The following is a 15,439-nucleotide window of genomic DNA, read 5'->3' as shown; positions in this document are numbered from 1 at the left end:
CCGCCCGACCGCAAACACCAGGTCAGGTGATCGTGACGGTGGTGCTGTGCCAGCCGGTCGCGCCGTCGGGGAAGGGTGCGGCCCGTGCGTCGGTCTGGGTCGCACCGGTGGCGTCGGTGGCCCGTACCCGCAGCGTGTGACTGCCCGGGGTGGCGTCCCAGCGGTAGGTCCACTGCCGCCACAGGTCCGGCGACGGACCGTCGGCGAGGCGTGCCCGCTGCCACGGCCCGTCGTCGACCTGCACCTCGACGGCGGCGATCCCGCGCCGCTGCGCCCAGGCGACCCCGGCGATCATGACGGGCCCGGCACGACGCTGGGCGAAAGGTTTCGGGGTGTCGATGCGCGATGCGGTCTTGACGGGCGCGTCGGCAGCCCATCCGCGCTGGACCCAGTACGGGTCGAACGCGTCGAAGGTGGTCACCTTCATCGACGTCAACCACTTGCAGGCGCCCACGTAGCCGTAGAGGCCGGGCACGAGCATCCGGACGGGGAAGCCGTGTTCCAGGGGCAGGGGTTCACCGTTCATGGCCACGGCCAGCAGCGCGTCACGTCCGTCGAGGATCGCCTCGAGCGGAGTGCCGATGGTCATGCCCTCCACCGAACGGCTGACGAGCTGGTTCTGCCCGGCGCGGATGCCTGCCTCGCGCAGCAGCGGCGCGAGGGGAACGCCGGTCCAGCGGGCGGTGCCGATGTACGGACCACCGACCTCGTTCGAGACGCAGTTGAGGGTGATGTCACGCTCCACGAGGCCACGGGCGACAAGATCCTCGAATCTCCAGGTACGAGGACTGTCGACCGCCCCGTCGAGGGTCAGTCGCCAGGTCTCCAGGTCGACCTGCGGGACGGTGAGAGCCGTGTCGACCCGGTAGAAGTCCCGATTGCGGGTGAGGAACGCCGAGACCCCGTCCACGTCGACGGAGATACCAGCGGGCAGCGGCGGCGCCTGTCGCACCGGTGGGGGAAGACGAACGGCGGCTCGGGAACGGGCACCGACCGTACTGCCGCGACCGACAGCCTGGCCGACGGCGGCCGCGGCACCCGCGGTCAGCGCAGCCCCCGCGGCCGTGACCAGGAACTGACGGCGGTCGAGCAGCCGCGGCTGGCCCGACGCGCCGACCCGGTCCGTTCGAGCGGCACGCGCCAACATCAGCATCACGGCCGACCCGACACCCGCCCCTGCCAGCACCGGCAGGACGTCCGAGGGCGTCGCCCCCGGGCGGGACAGAACGGCGGCCACACCGACGGCGGCGAACACGGCGAGGCCAGCCAGACCGTAGCGTCGTCGTCGAACCGCCGCCGCGCCGAGCAGAACCGCTGCCAGGGCCAGCAGCGCGTAGACGCCGACGAGGAGAGCGATCTTGTCGTTGGCACCGAAGGTGCGGATGGCGAACGCTTTGAGGCGCTGCGGGGCCAGGTCGATGGCGACGCCGCCGACTGCCAGCACCGGATCGGAGACGGGGGCGACCAGTGCCGCGAGGAGACGCGCCACGGCGAGGGTCACTCCGGCGGTCAGGACGCCGACGACGGGCCCACGGAGGGCGGTCATGCTGGGGTACGGCCCCGGCCGGCGGGTCGCCGGCCGGGGCTCGATGTCGGTCGACGCCATCAGCTCTTGGGCATCAGAACGGTGTCGACGATGTACACGGTGGCGTTGGCGGTCGAGACATTCCCGCAGACGACCATCGAGGTGCCGTTGACGGTGAACGACGAGCCACCGCCGGTCACCTCGAGGTCGTCGCCCTGCATCGTCTTGTGGGTACCCGCCAGGGTGTCCAGCGACAACTGGGTCGGCACCACGTGGTAGGTCAGGACCTTCTTGAGCATGGCGTCGTCGGCCAGGACCTTGTCCAGGTCCGCCTTCGGGATCTTGGCGAACGCGTCGTTGGTCGGCGCGAACACCGTGACGCCCTGCGCGCCGTTGAGCGAGTCGACCAGGTTGGCCTTCTTCACGGCCGTCACCAGCGTCGACAGCAGCGGGTTGCCGGACGCGGCGGTGGCCACCGGCACCTTCGCCATCGCCTCGAAACTACCCGGGTTGGACGCATCGGTCGGCACGGCAGCGCATCCCGAGCCGAACTGGCCCGACATCATCATCGACGGCGAAGCCGATGCCATCGGCGCGCTGGCCGACATGCTCGGCGCGCCGCCGGCACTGTCCCCGCTGTCGGTACCGCCGCAGGCGGACAGGGCCAGCACAGCGATCACGCCAACCGAGGCAAACAAGCGCCGCTTCATACGAACTCCTCAAATGCTTGTACTTCACTGCTGTGGTCATGAGGCATTCGAGGCCGACCTCGATGCGGATGGCCGCTACGTGGAGCGAATTCGGCGCGGCACAGTGCAGCGGCGGAGCACTCGGTCAGGCCATAAGATCCACCGGCATGGTCCGCACCACGCCTCCGCGTCCCCTGGACATCACCGCGGTCTTTCCCGAGCTGCGGGAACACTCCACCACGGCCACCCGTCTGCATCCCCGACCCGGCGCTCCGACCGTCCGGGACAGCTCGGTCGGTGGGCCGCTGCTGTGGCCGGCCGACGAGGCATGGCCGGTCTGCGACGACGTCGGGGCGCACGAGCCGTGGAACCTCACGACCCCGGCCGCCCTGCGCCGCAGGCGGGAGATCCTCGCGACCGCGGAGACCCGGGAGCCGTTGCCGGGTGGGGACTTCCTGACCGTCGAGGAGCGGGCGGAACTCGACGCCGCCGACGCTCTCGACCTGGACGACCTGATCGAGGTTCCCATCCCGTTGGTCCCGGTGGCGCAGTTGTACCGACGAGACATCCCGGACTACGCCGGTCCGGACGGCACCGACCTGCTACAGGTGCTGTGGTGCCCGGTGGACCACTCGGACCGGCACTACAGCCCTCGCGTCTTTCTGCACTGGCGCGACACTTCGACCCTCGGCCCACTGCTCGACGCACCTCCCGAGCCGCCGGTGATCAGCGACATGTATCTGCCGATCCCGTGCGTCGTGCACCCCGAGCAGGTCCGCGAGTACCAGTACGCCGATCTGCTCCCCGATGACCTACGCGACCGGCTCGACGAGTGGGATGACGACGAGGACGAGAGCCGTCCCCACTATCAGAGCGACCTGTCGCTGGCGCCGGGATGGAAGGTCGGCGGGTACGCGAACTGGTCACTGACCGATCCGTACCCGATGGATTGTGCCGCCTGCGGCACCACGATGAGGTTGATCTTCACCGTGGATTCGGGCGACTGGAACGGCATGCATTGCAGCTGGCGCCCGTCCGAGGAGGACCCGGCCGCGTCCCCCGACATCGTCGGCGTGCAGATCGGGCGCGGCTACTCGCTGTACACCTTCCGCTGCCCCGAGTCATTCGACCACCCCCCGGCCACCGCCATGCAGTGACGCGGCCTTCCGCCCTGGCTGCCGACCCGGGTGCCCCTCGCCACCCAGCGATTGAGCAGGTCACGGGCGGGGTAGTGCCCGTCCTCGCAGAAGATCAATCGGCGGCCGTCCCCGGCCCGCCGGGCGGAAGGGGTACCACCGGTGCGGACGTGGGGACGCGACGCCGTCGCACGGTTGCGGGGCGACGGGATGACCGTGGTCGAGCTGACCACCGCCGCGGTGGTCGCCTGGATCGTGGCGGCGGTGGTGATCCGTCACCCGGACCCGTTCTACGCCCCGACCGCCGCGCTCGTCGTGCTCGGTGAGTCGCGCGGGCGACGGCTGCGGCAGACCGTCGAGATCCTGCTCGCCGTGGCCGCCGCCGTGCTCGTCGCGGAACTACTGGTGTACGCGCTGGGCCCGGGCACCGGCACGGTCCTGCTGGTGCTGCTGCTCACCACCACGACGCTGGTGGTGATCGGGGCTCGTCGTGCCCTGGTCGTGCAGGCCACCGTCTCGGCCATGTACCTGGTCGTGGTCGCCGCGCCGCACGGCACGCTGATGCCGTTCCGCTTCGTCGACGCGCTCATCGGCGGCGCGGTGGCGTTGGCCGCCAGCCAGCTGATGGCCGCCCGCGACCCGCTGGCACCGCTGGTGGCGCAGGCCCGGCGCAGCTACACCGACCTGGCCGACCTGCTCGACGAGGTGAGCGCGGCGTTGCAGGGCTGCGACGAGGACGCCGCCCGCGCCGCGCTGGACCAGGCCCGGCAGGTGGACGACTGTGTCGCACAGCTACAGACCGCCGTGCTCGCCACCGGTGAGACGCTGCGGCTGGGACTGCGCCGCCGGCACCTGGGCAAGCTCGCCGACGTGGAAGCGACGGTGCGGCAACTCGACTACGCCGCCCGCAACATCCGGGTGCTGGCCCGGGCCGGGGTGACCCTGACCCGCCGGCACACCGCCACCCCGCCGGAGCTGGCCGCCGCTATCGGCGCGCTGACCGCCGCCGTACGGTCGGCCGGGGAGGCGCTGGCCAGCGACCTGAGCGGCGCCGACGCCGAGCGGCACGCGCAGCGGGCCGACGCGGCGGCCCTGGAGGCGGTCCGGATCGCCGCCGGCCTGCTGCGGTCCGATCCGCCGCTGCCGGTCACCATGATCGTCGGGCAGATCCGGGCGACCGCCATCGACCTGCTGCGCGGTGTCGGCCACGACGACGTGACGGTGCTGGACCGGGTGGACGAGGCGCTCGGTCTGAGCCGGGCGTGACGCCTGTCGTCCGCCGCAGCGCACGATGGCCACGGCGTTCCTGCGCGCACGGCGTCCGCACCAGAGCCGCTGTCGACCGTTCAGTCCAACCGCACCGGCCACACCCGCCCTTCCACATCCTTCCCGCGCCGTTCGATCACCGAGTTGATCGCAGCCGTGTCCGACTCGGCGAGACATCTTCGATGCAGGATGATCCCCTTTCGATTCGGCGACCCGAAGAAGTAGGCATCAGGCGCGACGAGCACTTCTGTCATGTCCTTCCAGAGAACTCTCCGCCGGCTCACCACAGTCTCGATCTCGACACCCTGCGCAGAGACCCGGAAGGTGACCGGCTCGTACGCCCAGTCGGGGAAACGCCAAACTATCAGTTCTATACGCCACCAGTGATAGGTCCAGGCGACCACGACACCAAGCAGAAGAATGGCTGCCACGACCAACTGCTCGGCGCAGAAAGCGATCCCGGCTACAAGCGCCGCGACCATTCCGCCTATGCCAACCCAGCGGATTTCGCGACCATAGACCGTGCGCGTGGTACCGCGAAGATCTCGCCGGTTGCGGAGAATCGTTATTTCGACGGTGTCCTGCTTGGGGTCCTGCACCCGGAGAGCATGGCAAGGATCGCGGCGGAGCGTCAAGATCCTTTGATCGTCATGGCGACGAGCCGTTCTCCACCTTGCTGAGGACCACGCCGACGTCGCCGGACCGGATCATCTCCCCAGGGCGGCCACCATCGCCTCGACGCCGGGTCTGGGAATGATGACCAGGTCGGAGCACCAGAAGTAGCTTCCGCCGCCGGCCTCCCCGGTCTCCGCCCACCTGTGCAGGACCCGACCGATCTCGGCCGCCGTCATGAAGGTCGCGTAGTGCTGGCTGCCGTCAGCCAGGGAGACGTGAGCATCGATGTTGTCGGCGGTGGCAGGATCGTCGTTCTCGCCGGGCATGAAGCGGACATGAGCGCCCTCGACCGTGCGGTCCCAATTCACCGTCTGACTCACGGCGAGCATCATCGCAGCATCGGACGCTCAGGGCGCGTGGCATTTCAGCTGGGTCGCTGACGTACCGCAGCGATCTCGGCGTGGTGGTCGACCGCCCAGGCGGCCACCGCGGAGAGCGGTTCCAGAAGGCTGACGCCGAGCGGCGTCAGCCGGTACTCGACGCTCGGCGGCAACGTCGGAAACACTTCTCGTTCAACGAGGCCGTCGCTCTCCAGCGAACGCAATGTTCGGGTGAGCATGCGCGGGCTGATGCCCTCTACGGCCCGATGCAACTCGTTGAAGCGGTACGGCTGCCCGCCGAGCAGGGTGACCAGTAACAGCGTCCACTTGTCGCTCACCCGGCGCAGCACATCGGTGACCGGACAACGCTCGTACTCGCCGACCGGAACGGGCATCGGTAGGCGATGGTCAGGCAGTGCGCCACTTACACCGATGTTACTAACGGACATGAAAATGCCTTCTTTCGCCTCCGTCGGCTGGCCGCTCAGGATGAGCACGTCGATGAACAACGATAGTGGGGGACGATATGGGCGTCGTGATCGTCAGCGGCGGCACGAACGGAATGGGTCGCGCGTTCAGTCTGGAGCGGGCCGAACGCGGCGACCACGTCCTGGTGCTCGGCCGCAACCGCGAGCGCGGCGAAGCCCTGGCCGGGGGCCTGATCACCTTCCGCCGTGTCGACCTGTCCAGCGTGGCCGAGACGCGGCACGTCATCGAGCACATCCTCACCGAGTACGAGGTCGTCGACGCGCTGGCACTGTTCGCCAATGCGGTGGCGCCGCGACGCGTCGTGACAGCCGAGGGTTTGGAGCGCACGTTCGCGCTCTACTACCTCAGTCGATATCTGCTCAGCTTCGGTCTGCGTCCGGCCCTGGACCGGGCTACCGCACCGGTGATCGTGAACGTCGCCGCTGTCGGGGTCACCAAAGGCCGGCTGCACTGGGGCGACCCGCAGCTGGCGTCGGGCTATTCAGCCATCACCGCGCAACTGCAGGCCGGTCGCGCCAACGACCTGCTCGGCGTGGGCTTCGGCCAACGGTCCGGCAGCCGCGCCCGATACGTGCTCTACCATCCCGGATTCAGCAAGAGCGGCGATCGAAGCTCACTTCCTCTGGTGGTCCGAGGGCTGCTCGCGGTGGCGGCGGTGGCGGCCCGACCTGTCGCAGACGCGGTGGCCCCGATTCACCAGTTCCTGGAAACGCCGCCGACCGCGCCGGTGACCGCGGTGGACCGGGACAAGCGACTTCCGGCCGACTTCCCGACCCTCGACCCCCGCGACGCCGAGCGGTTGATGGACCTCACGGAGAAGCTTCTGAGCTGAGGCTTCTCCTTCGCCCACCGGCAGCTTCGGTTGGCACCAGGGCTTCCCGCTCGACGTGCTGCACATCGCGGGCGCGCAGCAGGTCGGCCAATTCCGAGCTGCCGGACCCGCCAAGAAGAGTGGGCCGCACCCTCATGGTGCGACCCACTCACAGCTTCCGCCCACTCTGGACGAGGCAGCCTACGACCTCCGGGATGTCAGGCCGACGCCGTTGGCTGATACACGCAGTCGAGCGCCCGCGCGATGTACAGGCCGTGGTTCAGGAAGGCCAGGAAAGCGTCGATGGTCCCGTTGTCCAACGTCGCCTGCGCGGCCTCCCGCACGTTGACACCAGCATTCGGCATCGTCCGGTTCACCGCGATCCGCAGATCCGGGTACCAGCTGCTCTGCAGGCTCGTCTTGAGGAAGGCACGCAGATCCTCCGCAGTGCCGTCCAACCGCGCCTGAATCCGACCGGGCAACACCGTCATCGACTCGGCGACCGCCACGGCCATGATCTGGTTGGCCAGCACCCGCACCTCAGTGTCCGAAGCGGTGTCGAGGTCGATGGTGACAAGCTGACGAATATCCGTGTACAGCTTGAGGTTCCCCGCGTCGAGCGCCCGGGCGATGTACAGGCCGTGGTTCAGGAAGGCCAGGAAAGCGTCGATGGTCCCGTTGTCCAGCGTCGTCTGCGCGGCCTCCCGCACGTTGACACCACCGTTCGGCATCGTCCGGTTCACCGCGATCCGCAGATCCGGGTACCAGTTGCTCTGCAGGCTCGTCTTGAGGAAGGCACGCAGATCCTCCGCAGTGCCGTCCAACCGCGCCTGAATCCGACCGGGCAACACGGTCAACGATTCGGCGACCGCCACGGCCATGATCTGGTTGGCCAGCACCCGCACCTCGGTGTCCGAAGCGGTGTCGAGGTCGATGGTGACAAGCTCACGAATATCGGTGTACATGATCGCTTGGCAGGTTGTTGTGCTGAGCCCCGGCGATCCGGTTTGAGCCATCGCCGGTGTCGCCGGGACCAGGAGGGCAAACACCAGGAGGGCGCCAGCCCAGATCTTTCGTCGCATGTGAGCTCTTCATTCCTTCCACTCACGTCTGTGATCGTCAGGGCGAAACATACAAGATCAGCGAGATGCGCGGGGGGCGCTCGATCCTGCCCGAGCCCCCAACACCGACCTCTTCGGCTGGCGTAACGGCCGGAGACCTCCAAAAGCGGGTCGAACGATCGCCGCTTCGCGCTCGGGCGACAATCGCCACATGCTCACCTACGTCCGCTGGTACTGGTCGGACGGCGACCGCTGGAACTATGCGGAACTGGACGCCGATGGGTGGGCGCTACGCCACGTTGAGGTGCGCGCATCAGACGGGGTCTTCGTCGCGGCGGCGTCGCTCGCAGAGGTGCTCATCGCTCGCGACTCAGGGACCGTGGGCGCGGTAGGCGCGTACGAACAGCGGTACGGGGTGGTACCGGAGGCTCCGTTCCCGCTACCCGTCGCCACCGCGGTGGAACCCGGGTTGGAAAACATCTCCCCCGGAGAGTTCGAGCGCCTGTGGCGGAATGCTCGTCGGCAACTGGAACGGCAGACCGGCGCCTGACTCGGCTTCGGTCAGCCACTCCGCACCCGCTGCTCCGCGTCGCGCAGGACCCGATGCGAAGGAGACCCGTCGAGGTCGTACCCCTACTTCGACCCGAAAGCGGTGGCGGTCATGAGGAGGTAACCGACGCCGGACATCGGCACCGCATACGCCAGGGCGAGTGCCCGGTCCGGCCAGGTCCGCGCCACGGCCAGGGGACTCAGGACAGCCAGGACAACCAGGACGAGTACGTACTGGACGAGGTCTGCGGTGTCGTAGCTTGGCTGGCCGATCCTCGCCACCTGCAGGATCGCTTCGGCGAGCAGGACCGCCGCCGTCAACCCGAGGGCCGGCCGCCGGAATCGCCCGGGTCGGCGAGCCACCACACCCCCGAATCCGAACACGATTCCAGCGACCGCCCCCAACACCATCCACTGTCCCGCGTTGACGTCCCAGGCGTTGGACCAGTCGTCGTGCTGGATCAGCGCTGCGGCGATGTAGTAGCTGGGCACGGCGATGAGCAGCATGACCACCGCTGCGGCGATGGCCCGGCCCGCCGGCCGTCGGAGAAAGAACGCGAGCAGGTACGCTGCCACCGCCCAGACCGCGATCGAATTGCCGAGGTCACCGAACGGCGCCGGCACAAATTTGATCCAGACGAAGTCGAGGAATCCGAGCAGCAGACCCGCGACCGGTGCGATGACGGAGACCCGTCGGGTGATCGACATAATGAGGAAGCGTAGGAAGCCCGCAGGGACCTGCCATCGGGCTCGGGACAGAATCGTGGGCTCGCCAACCAGCCAAAAGGCGTAGGCCGCTCCCGGAAACCGGCTCGTGGGCGGTGCAGGCGCACGGTCAGCCGCCACGCTGCGCAGACGGAGCTATGCCGGCTCGCGCACGCCGCCGGCGTTGCCTCCATCGTCCGGCGACGGTTCGATCGGGGCTTCCGGCAGTTCGTCCGGCGTGTCAGGCAGAAGGACGCCCGGGTCGTCGGGCACCGGCTCACCCGGGTCGATGGGCGGGTACTCTTCGGGGTCGAGATCCGGTCCAGTCATCAGGCGAGTATCCGTCGTCTTTCGCACTGCCGCTCGTCGGGCGCTAGCCAGTGATCGCCTCGCGCTGGATCTGCGCGAATTCAGCGGCCATCGCGGCGGCCAGGGCCTGCGCGGCAGACAGCGGACGAACCATGACCGTGAACTCATCAATCAAGCCGCTGGCGTTCAGATGCAGGAAGTCACAGCCCTCGACAGTGACGTCACCTATTCGCGCCTGGAACACCAGCGCGTGATCGCGACCGCCCTCGCCGCTCAACTCGCGGACGTACCGGAAGTCCTCGAACACCCGCAACACACCCCGCAGGATCGCCGCCGTGATCGCCTTGCCCACATAGGGCTTGAACGCCACCGGGCTGCAGAACACCACATCGTCGGCCAGGGTCGCCGCAACGGCATCGAGGTCGCCCACTTCAACCGCCACCCGAAAGTCGATCACCACCCCAGCGTACGGGCAGCCCGGCACTCGAACCGTTGTAGGTGGAAGATGCTGCTGGCGATGTCCGGCATGCTGTGGGCATGACCGAGGAACCGGAAGATCGTTCCGCCCCATCCAGCGACAGGGTGGCCGCTGCATCGCCAGTGATCTCTGTGATGGTGATCGTCCCCGACGCGGACGCCGCAGTCGCCTGGTACCGGACGGCACTTGGCGCGACGGAGCTGTGGAACCTTGGTGGCGTGGCCGGCCTCGAGATCGGCGGCGCTCCCTTCCTCCTCCACCAGGTCAATCCCGAGAACCCTACCGAGACCAGCCCCGACCGAGTAGGAATCACGAGCACCCGCATCGAGGTGTTCATCGATGACCCCGACACCTTCATCGAGCGCGCCGTCGCGGCCGGCGCAGTCGCCGGAGCGACCATCGAGGATCACCGCGTGCCCTGGGGAACACACCGCCAAGGTGGATTCGTGGACCCGTTCGGTCACCACTGGTCCGTGGGCGACACGTCACCTCTCGGCCCGTTCCCACGTTGATCGGGTGCTCTACAACGGGCACACCCCTCGCACCTGCGTCACCCTGGGGCCCCGGCCACTACCGGTGGCCTTCCCACGGCGAACCGTGGTGGGCAAGGATTGACTCCATGGCGACATCGGAGCCGTCTTCCGCTCCAGACGAGACGACGCACCCCAGCGATGTTTCTCCATCGATCAGCCGGGTCGCGTCAAGTGTCGGCCTGGCACCCGGGCGCACATTGACCGGGAGTTGGAGGCGGATCTGGCGACGTCAGCCGAACATGAGCTACGCGCCGGTCGACCTGAATTACGCGTTTGGTCTCGGCTTGGCGTGTCTCATCGCCGGGGCGATTATCGGTACGCTCCTGGTACTGCTGGAGCCTTCGAACCCGCCGGTCATCGTGCTCCTGCTGACTGTGTCGCCCTACCTCCACGTGCACGTCGAGGGAGTACGGCATCGATGGTGGGCTCTCGGCGCCGGCGCAATCGCAGGGGTGCTGGCCGGATTCGGGATCGACACGCTGCTCCGGTCTGGTGTCGGGGCGGACTGGGGGGCCGTGATCGGCCTTCTCGCCGGAGGCTGGCTCGGCGTCATGACACACGCGGCGGTAACCCATCTGCCAACCCGACGGACGCAACGACCCCTGCCATAACAGCAGACCCGTCGACCGGGAAGAAATGGCCCACGAGGCGTGGCTGGAGGTGGCCGCATGAGCCGAGACCTCACCCCGCGCTGCCACTCCCCCGCCGCGGTCGCCGTCCTGCTCAACTTCGGGATTTCCAAGGTCAAGATGAAGATCGCCATCGGCGAGCCGCGCTCCACCAAGGACGGCAAGCACCGCCGCAGTCGCCTTGCGCGAAGGCACGCCCGCTTCGCCGTGACGATGGAGATCTAGACGCAGGTATTCAACGAGGCGACCAGAGCCGCACCCCACGCCTCGGTGACTCTCTCGGCCAGTGACGGAACTGCGGTACTCAGCTGCTCTACGACAGCGGAAAGGCCACCTCCCGAATCCGGGAAGCGGCCTTTGACCTGCGCAACTGAGAGTGGGCGATGCTGGTATCGAACCAGCGACCTCTTCGGTGTGAACGAAGCGCTCTCCCACTGAGCTAATCGCCCTCAGCGCCGTTGACTCTACCCGATCGTGGAACCAGACCAAAAATCCGGGGTCAGCGCGCCGCGAGGTACTGCCTCGCCTCGGCCACCACGTCGATGCCGAGGCTGAGCTTGAGGGAGAGCCAGACCACCGCGCCGACGAAGACCAGGCCGACGGCGCCGAGGACGAAGCGCAGTGGCAGTGACTGTTGTCTCACCCAGCGTGTCCAGCCGTGGACGTGTCGGCGGGTGAAGCCGAGCAGTCGGCGGGCCCAGTGGAATTCGACGGCCCAGATGCCGAGGCCGGCGATGACGAGCAGCCAGCCGGGCCCGGGCAGTGGGATGAGCGCGATGCCGATGGTGACCACAAGCGCACCGGCGATCGCGATGAAGATCTTGAGGGCGATCCGGCCGGTGGGGTTGGCGCGGATCAGGTCGAGGGTGGTCGAGATCCGCTGCCGCCAGTGCGGGCGACGCGGTGGTTCGCCGACGACGAGGACGCCACCGTGGCGGCCCGCGTCGGGCGTCGACCGTCCGGGTCGCTCGGGTTGCTCCATCGGCACGTCGTACCCCCGCTTTTCGGCTGCTCGGACCGCGACGTTCGGCGGGCCGGGCGCGGTCACCGGATCCACTGAGGATCGGTTCGTGACCATTTCACCCCCCAGTGTCGCTCGGGCCCGTCACTGCAACGGCCGACTGGACGTTACCGGAGTAAGTCGACGACTGAGCCACCCGACGCCGGGCGGAATCACGCACTGGGCAGAACCGGAAATCCTACATGAATGTTCACATTCACGAGGCGCTTCCGTCCCCCTTCCCACCACTGGGTGAAGTCAGCGTATGGCGGAGCGTAGCCAGGAGTAGCACCTGAGTATGGGAAAAGCGGGACACGCGCGTTCCGCAGCGGTGCCGGGGGGAGAACGTCCATGAGTGTCATCCGACCGACGACCGTAGAGGTCGAGACGTCGCTAAGGCTCGTCGCGCCTGACGCCACCGCCTTGCCGGTGCGTGCCAGTCTGCGTTACGACCCTGCTGACCCGTATGCGGTCCATGTCCTGTTCCACGCCGAATCGGCCGGTGGTGAGGCGGTGAGCTGGTCGTTCGCCCGCGAACTGCTGGTCACCGGCCTGGACGAGCCGGCCGGCATCGGGGACGTACGGGTCTGGCCCTGGGCCACCCCGCGCGGCGACTTCGTCGCGCTGGCCCTCTCGTCACCGGACGGCAACGCCCTCTTCGAGGTGCCGCGCAGCGTCCTGGTGCGATTCCTTCGACGGACGTACGTCGTCGTCCCGCGCGGCCGCGAGGCCGAGCACCTGGACGTCGACACGGCGGTGAACCGGCTGCTCGCCGGCCGCTGAGCAGAGAGCAACCCGGGGCCGCGCGGATCTGCCGAGTCCGCGCGGCCCCGGCACACCCAGGGGGTACGACCACAGCCCGACCCGGGTTGGCCGGTGCTCAGCCGTGCGTGGTGATGCCGCCGTCGACGGGGATGACCGCGCCGGTGAGGTACGCGCCGGCCCGCGACGACAGGTAGATGGCGGTGCCGGCCATGTCCTCGGGGCGGCCGATGCGACCCAGCGGCACCTGCTGCTCGATGGCGGCGCGGCTGGCCGGGTCGTCGAGGGCGAACGCCATCATCTTGCTCTCGAACGGGCCGGGCGCGATCGCGTTGACGGTGATCTGCTCACCGGCGAGCTGGTGGGCGAGGCTGCGGGTGAGCATGTGCACGGCGGCCTTGGTGGCCGAGTACGCGTACACCTCCATGAACGGCACCCGGATGCCGTCGATGGACCCGATGTTGATCACGCGGGCCGGGTCGTCGGCGCTGGCGGCGGCGCGCAGCGCCGGCAGCAGCGCGGTGGTGAGCCGGAAGACGGCCTTGACGTTGACCGCCCAGAGCTTGTCGAACGCGGCCTCCGGGTAGCTCTCCAAGGGCGCGCCCCAGGTGGCGCCGGCGTTGTTGACCAGCACGTCGAGGTGGTCGACGCGCTCACGCACGGCGGCGGCGAGGGCGTTCGCGCCGTCGTCGGCGCTCAGGTCGGCGGGGATGGCCTCGCACCGACCCTCGGTGGAGAGTTCCGCGGCGACCTTCTCGCAGACGTCCGCCTTGCGGGACGAGATGATCACGCGGGCGCCGGCCCGGACGAAGCCCTGGGCGATCATCAGTCCGATCCCCCGCGACCCGCCGGTGACCAGGACCGTCTTGCCTTCGACCGAGAACAGCTCCGTCATTGGAATCCCATCGCGAGTTGGCGTGGTCCGCCGGTCCGGGGGACGGCCGACGGGGTGCCGGGCGGACCGGGGGCCGGCCGGCGCTACCGCCGGGTAACGTAGCCCGGTCGTGCGGACCGCGACAAGCCTCGGCGTCATCGCGTAGCCAGGTCGGGATGCGGTGACCTGCGGTTCGGGCTACCGTCGCAGGCGATGGTCTCCACCGATCCCTCCCCCGCGCCATCGATCGGAACGGCATCACCCGTACCCGACGAGATCTCCACGTTCGCGCTGGCCGACCTGGCCGGTGACCCCGGCTGGCGGCGGCCGGTGCTCGTCGAACGGGAGCTGTTGATCCTCACCACTCGCGGCCACGGCGACGCCGAGCTGGACTTCCACCTGCTGCCGTGCCGGCCCGGCACGCTGCTGCGGGTGCACGCCGGTCAGGTGCTGCGCTGCGCCGGCCCCCGGTTCGACGCCACGGTGGTCGGCTGGACCCCCGACGCCCTGGACGGCCTGGCCGTCGACGAGGACGCGGCGCCGACCTGGCGGCAGTTGGCCGGCGAGGACGAGGACGCGGTGATCAACGAGGTGAGCCAGCTGGCCGTCGACTGCCACCGGCACGGGGACGGTCCGGCCGGCCGCGCGCTGCTGCGGCACCAGCTCGCCGTGCTGCTGCTGCGGTTGGCGCTGCCCGACGCGAACCGACCCGGGCAGCGGAACGAGGCCGAGACGTTCCAGCGGTTCTGCCGGGAGGTGGAGCACGGCTACCAGGTGTCCCGGCGGGTCGAGGACTACGCCGCCGCGCTCGGGTGCTCGGTGCGTACCCTGACCCGGGCCTGCCTGGCCGTCACCGGCCGCAGCGCCAAGCAGGTCATCGACGAGCGGGTGGCGTTGCAGGCCGCCCGGCTGCTCGCCGCGAGCGACGAGCCGATCGCGCAGATCGGCCGTGGGCTCGGCTTCTCCGAGCCGACCAACTTCGGCCGGTTCTTCACCCGGGAGACCGGGGTCAGCCCGGGCGCGTTCCGGGCCGCCCGCGACCAGCCGGCCGCCGGTCGGGTGGTCCGGCCCCGACCACCGGTCGAGCCGACCGGCGCCAACGGCGGACGGTTCCGCGCCACCGCTGAACCCGGTGGCCCGGGCGGCCCGAGCGGACGGGCATGATGACGGGGTGCAGATCTCCGCGCGCGGCGACTACGCGGTACGGGCGGCGCTGAGCCTCGCGACCGCGTACCCCTCGCTGCTGTCCACCCAGGCCATCGCCGCGGAGCAGGACATGCCGCGCAAATTCCTGGAGGCGGTCCTGGCGGATCTGCGCCGGGCCGGGATCGTCCGCGCCCAGCGGGGTGCCGAGGGCGGTTACACCCTGGCCCGGCCGCCGCGCGAGGTGACCGTCGGCGCGGTGCTGCGCGCGGTGGAGGGTCCGCTCGCGGGCGTACGCGGCCTACGCCCGGAGGAGACCCGCTACGAGGGCTCGGCGGAAAATCTGCCCGGCCTGTGGGTGGCGGTGCGGGCCGCCGTGCGGCGGGTGGTCGACGAGGTGAGCCTCGCCGAGATCGTCAGCGGTCGGCTGCCCGCGCACGTCCGCAAGCTCACCGCGCTGCCGGACGCGTGGGAGCCGCGCTGAC

General features: G+C 69.3%; 21 protein-coding genes and 1 tRNA gene. 10 read left to right on the top strand and 12 right to left on the bottom strand.

The features are described 5' to 3' along the window. Positions 1 to 22 precede the first annotated feature (22 nt). Together ACN263_RS07575 and ACN263_RS07570 are read right to left on the bottom strand one after the other, a co-directional pair. A complete protein-coding gene (locus ACN263_RS07575; RefSeq protein WP_422739093.1) occupies positions 23 to 1,606 on the bottom strand; it encodes a molybdopterin-dependent oxidoreductase in 1,584 nt (527 codons plus the stop codon). Beyond that, positions 1,606 to 2,235 carry a fasciclin domain-containing protein gene (locus ACN263_RS07570; RefSeq protein ID WP_422739092.1) on the bottom strand — a complete coding sequence of 210 codons (630 nt, stop codon included), beginning with the start codon at positions 2,233 to 2,235 and terminating at the stop codon, positions 1,606 to 1,608. The genes ACN263_RS07575 and ACN263_RS07570 overlap by 1 nt, the downstream gene beginning before the upstream one ends. A 146-nt stretch (positions 2,236 to 2,381) precedes the next feature. Between ACN263_RS07570 and ACN263_RS07565 the strand changes: the two genes are divergently transcribed. Continuing rightward, positions 2,382 to 3,371: a hypothetical protein gene (locus ACN263_RS07565; protein ID WP_422739091.1), complete on the top strand. Its 990-nt coding sequence runs from the start codon at positions 2,382 to 2,384 to the stop codon at positions 3,369 to 3,371. A 141-nt stretch (positions 3,372 to 3,512) separates the two neighbouring features. Further along, positions 3,513 to 4,616 carry an FUSC family protein gene (locus ACN263_RS07560; protein WP_422739090.1) on the top strand — a complete coding sequence of 368 codons (1,104 nt, stop codon included), beginning with the start codon at positions 3,513 to 3,515 and terminating at the stop codon, positions 4,614 to 4,616. An 80-nt stretch (positions 4,617 to 4,696) separates the two neighbouring features. Here ACN263_RS07560 and ACN263_RS07555 read toward each other — a convergent pair whose 3' ends face one another. The 3 genes from ACN263_RS07555 to ACN263_RS07545 all read right to left on the bottom strand — a co-directional run bounded on the left by ACN263_RS07555 (position 4,697) and on the right by ACN263_RS07545 (position 6,120). Next, a complete protein-coding gene (locus ACN263_RS07555; RefSeq protein ID WP_422739089.1) occupies positions 4,697 to 5,215 on the bottom strand; it encodes a hypothetical protein in 519 nt (172 codons plus the stop codon). A 108-nt stretch (positions 5,216 to 5,323) separates the two neighbouring features. Further along, entirely contained in the window at positions 5,324 to 5,623 is a 300-nt protein-coding gene (locus ACN263_RS07550) for a hypothetical protein (protein WP_422739088.1), read from the bottom strand. Positions 5,624 to 5,655: 32 nt separating this feature from the next. Further along, positions 5,656 to 6,120, bottom strand: coding sequence for a winged helix-turn-helix transcriptional regulator (locus tag ACN263_RS07545; protein ID WP_422739087.1), 465 nt, complete (start codon positions 6,118 to 6,120; stop codon positions 5,656 to 5,658). A 17-nt stretch (positions 6,121 to 6,137) separates the two neighbouring features. On the opposite strand from ACN263_RS07545, the gene ACN263_RS07540 reads away from it, so the two are divergent. After that, positions 6,138 to 6,932 carry an SDR family NAD(P)-dependent oxidoreductase gene (locus ACN263_RS07540; protein WP_422739086.1) on the top strand — a complete coding sequence of 265 codons (795 nt, stop codon included), beginning with the start codon at positions 6,138 to 6,140 and terminating at the stop codon, positions 6,930 to 6,932. A 197-nt stretch (positions 6,933 to 7,129) separates the two neighbouring features. On the opposite strand, the gene ACN263_RS07535 is transcribed toward ACN263_RS07540, so the two are convergent. Further along, positions 7,130 to 7,993 (bottom strand): ALF repeat-containing protein, encoded by an 864-nt coding sequence (locus ACN263_RS07535; protein ID WP_422739085.1) that lies wholly within the window; start codon positions 7,991 to 7,993, stop codon positions 7,130 to 7,132. 190 nt (positions 7,994 to 8,183) lie between these two features. Between ACN263_RS07535 and ACN263_RS07530 the strand changes: the two genes are divergently transcribed. Beyond that, a complete protein-coding gene (locus ACN263_RS07530) occupies positions 8,184 to 8,522 on the top strand; it encodes a hypothetical protein (RefSeq protein ID WP_422739084.1) in 339 nt (112 codons plus the stop codon). 83 nt (positions 8,523 to 8,605) lie between these two features. On the opposite strand, the gene ACN263_RS07525 is transcribed toward ACN263_RS07530, so the two are convergent. The 3 genes from ACN263_RS07525 to ACN263_RS07515 form a co-directional block, all read right to left on the bottom strand. Then, the gene (locus tag ACN263_RS07525) at positions 8,606 to 9,229 is read right to left on the bottom strand and encodes a DUF6518 family protein (protein ID WP_422739083.1); all 624 of its coding nucleotides are present in this window, start codon (positions 9,227 to 9,229) and stop codon (positions 8,606 to 8,608) included. A 153-nt stretch (positions 9,230 to 9,382) separates the two neighbouring features. Then, a complete protein-coding gene (locus ACN263_RS07520; protein WP_422739082.1) occupies positions 9,383 to 9,556 on the bottom strand; it encodes a hypothetical protein in 174 nt (57 codons plus the stop codon). Between the two features lie 43 nt (positions 9,557 to 9,599). Further along, complete coding sequence (locus ACN263_RS07515) at positions 9,600 to 9,992, bottom strand: nuclear transport factor 2 family protein (RefSeq protein WP_422739081.1); 393 nt, start codon at positions 9,990 to 9,992, stop codon at positions 9,600 to 9,602. 80 nt (positions 9,993 to 10,072) lie between these two features. Here ACN263_RS07515 and ACN263_RS07510 point away from each other — a divergent pair, with 80 nt between their 5' ends. From ACN263_RS07510 to ACN263_RS07500, 3 genes are all read left to right on the top strand, one after another. Then, positions 10,073 to 10,525, top strand: a complete 453-nt coding sequence (locus ACN263_RS07510; protein WP_422739080.1) for a VOC family protein — start codon at positions 10,073 to 10,075, stop codon at positions 10,523 to 10,525. A gap of 260 nt (positions 10,526 to 10,785) precedes the next feature. Next, on the top strand, positions 10,786 to 11,157 hold the full coding sequence (locus ACN263_RS07505; protein WP_422739079.1) for a hypothetical protein: 372 nt from the start codon (positions 10,786 to 10,788) through the stop codon (positions 11,155 to 11,157). Between the two features lie 57 nt (positions 11,158 to 11,214). Further along, positions 11,215 to 11,400 (top strand): hypothetical protein, encoded by a 186-nt coding sequence (locus ACN263_RS07500; protein WP_422739078.1) that lies wholly within the window; start codon positions 11,215 to 11,217, stop codon positions 11,398 to 11,400. A gap of 152 nt (positions 11,401 to 11,552) precedes the next feature. Here the strand turns inward: ACN263_RS07500 and ACN263_RS07495 are convergent. After that, positions 11,553 to 11,624, bottom strand: a tRNA-Val gene (locus ACN263_RS07495). Between the two features lie 50 nt (positions 11,625 to 11,674). Continuing rightward, positions 11,675 to 12,232 (bottom strand): TIGR02611 family protein, encoded by a 558-nt coding sequence (locus ACN263_RS07490; RefSeq protein WP_422739076.1) that lies wholly within the window; start codon positions 12,230 to 12,232, stop codon positions 11,675 to 11,677. Between the two features lie 294 nt (positions 12,233 to 12,526). Here ACN263_RS07490 and ACN263_RS07485 point away from each other — a divergent pair, with 294 nt between their 5' ends. Further along, entirely contained in the window at positions 12,527 to 12,958 is a 432-nt protein-coding gene (locus ACN263_RS07485; RefSeq protein WP_007457244.1) for an SsgA family sporulation/cell division regulator, read from the top strand. A gap of 97 nt (positions 12,959 to 13,055) precedes the next feature. Here the strand turns inward: ACN263_RS07485 and ACN263_RS07480 are convergent, their stop codons facing one another. Beyond that, positions 13,056 to 13,832, bottom strand: a complete 777-nt coding sequence (locus tag ACN263_RS07480; protein ID WP_422739075.1) for a glucose 1-dehydrogenase — start codon at positions 13,830 to 13,832, stop codon at positions 13,056 to 13,058. 192 nt (positions 13,833 to 14,024) lie between these two features. Between ACN263_RS07480 and ACN263_RS07475 the strand changes: the two genes are divergently transcribed. Both ACN263_RS07475 and ACN263_RS07470 read left to right on the top strand, forming a co-directional pair. Continuing rightward, positions 14,025 to 14,975, top strand: coding sequence for a helix-turn-helix domain-containing protein (locus ACN263_RS07475; protein ID WP_422739074.1), 951 nt, complete (start codon positions 14,025 to 14,027; stop codon positions 14,973 to 14,975). Positions 14,976 to 14,982: 7 nt separating this feature from the next. Beyond that, a complete protein-coding gene (locus ACN263_RS07470) occupies positions 14,983 to 15,438 on the top strand; it encodes an RrF2 family transcriptional regulator (RefSeq protein ID WP_030333674.1) in 456 nt (151 codons plus the stop codon). The last annotated feature ends 1 nt before the right edge of the window (position 15,439 follow it).

The sequence above is a fragment of the Micromonospora sp. WMMD729 genome (assembly GCF_049315225.1).
GTDB lineage: Bacteria > Actinomycetota > Actinomycetes > Mycobacteriales > Micromonosporaceae > Micromonospora.
This window is presented reverse-complemented; position numbering and strand designations above follow the sequence as displayed.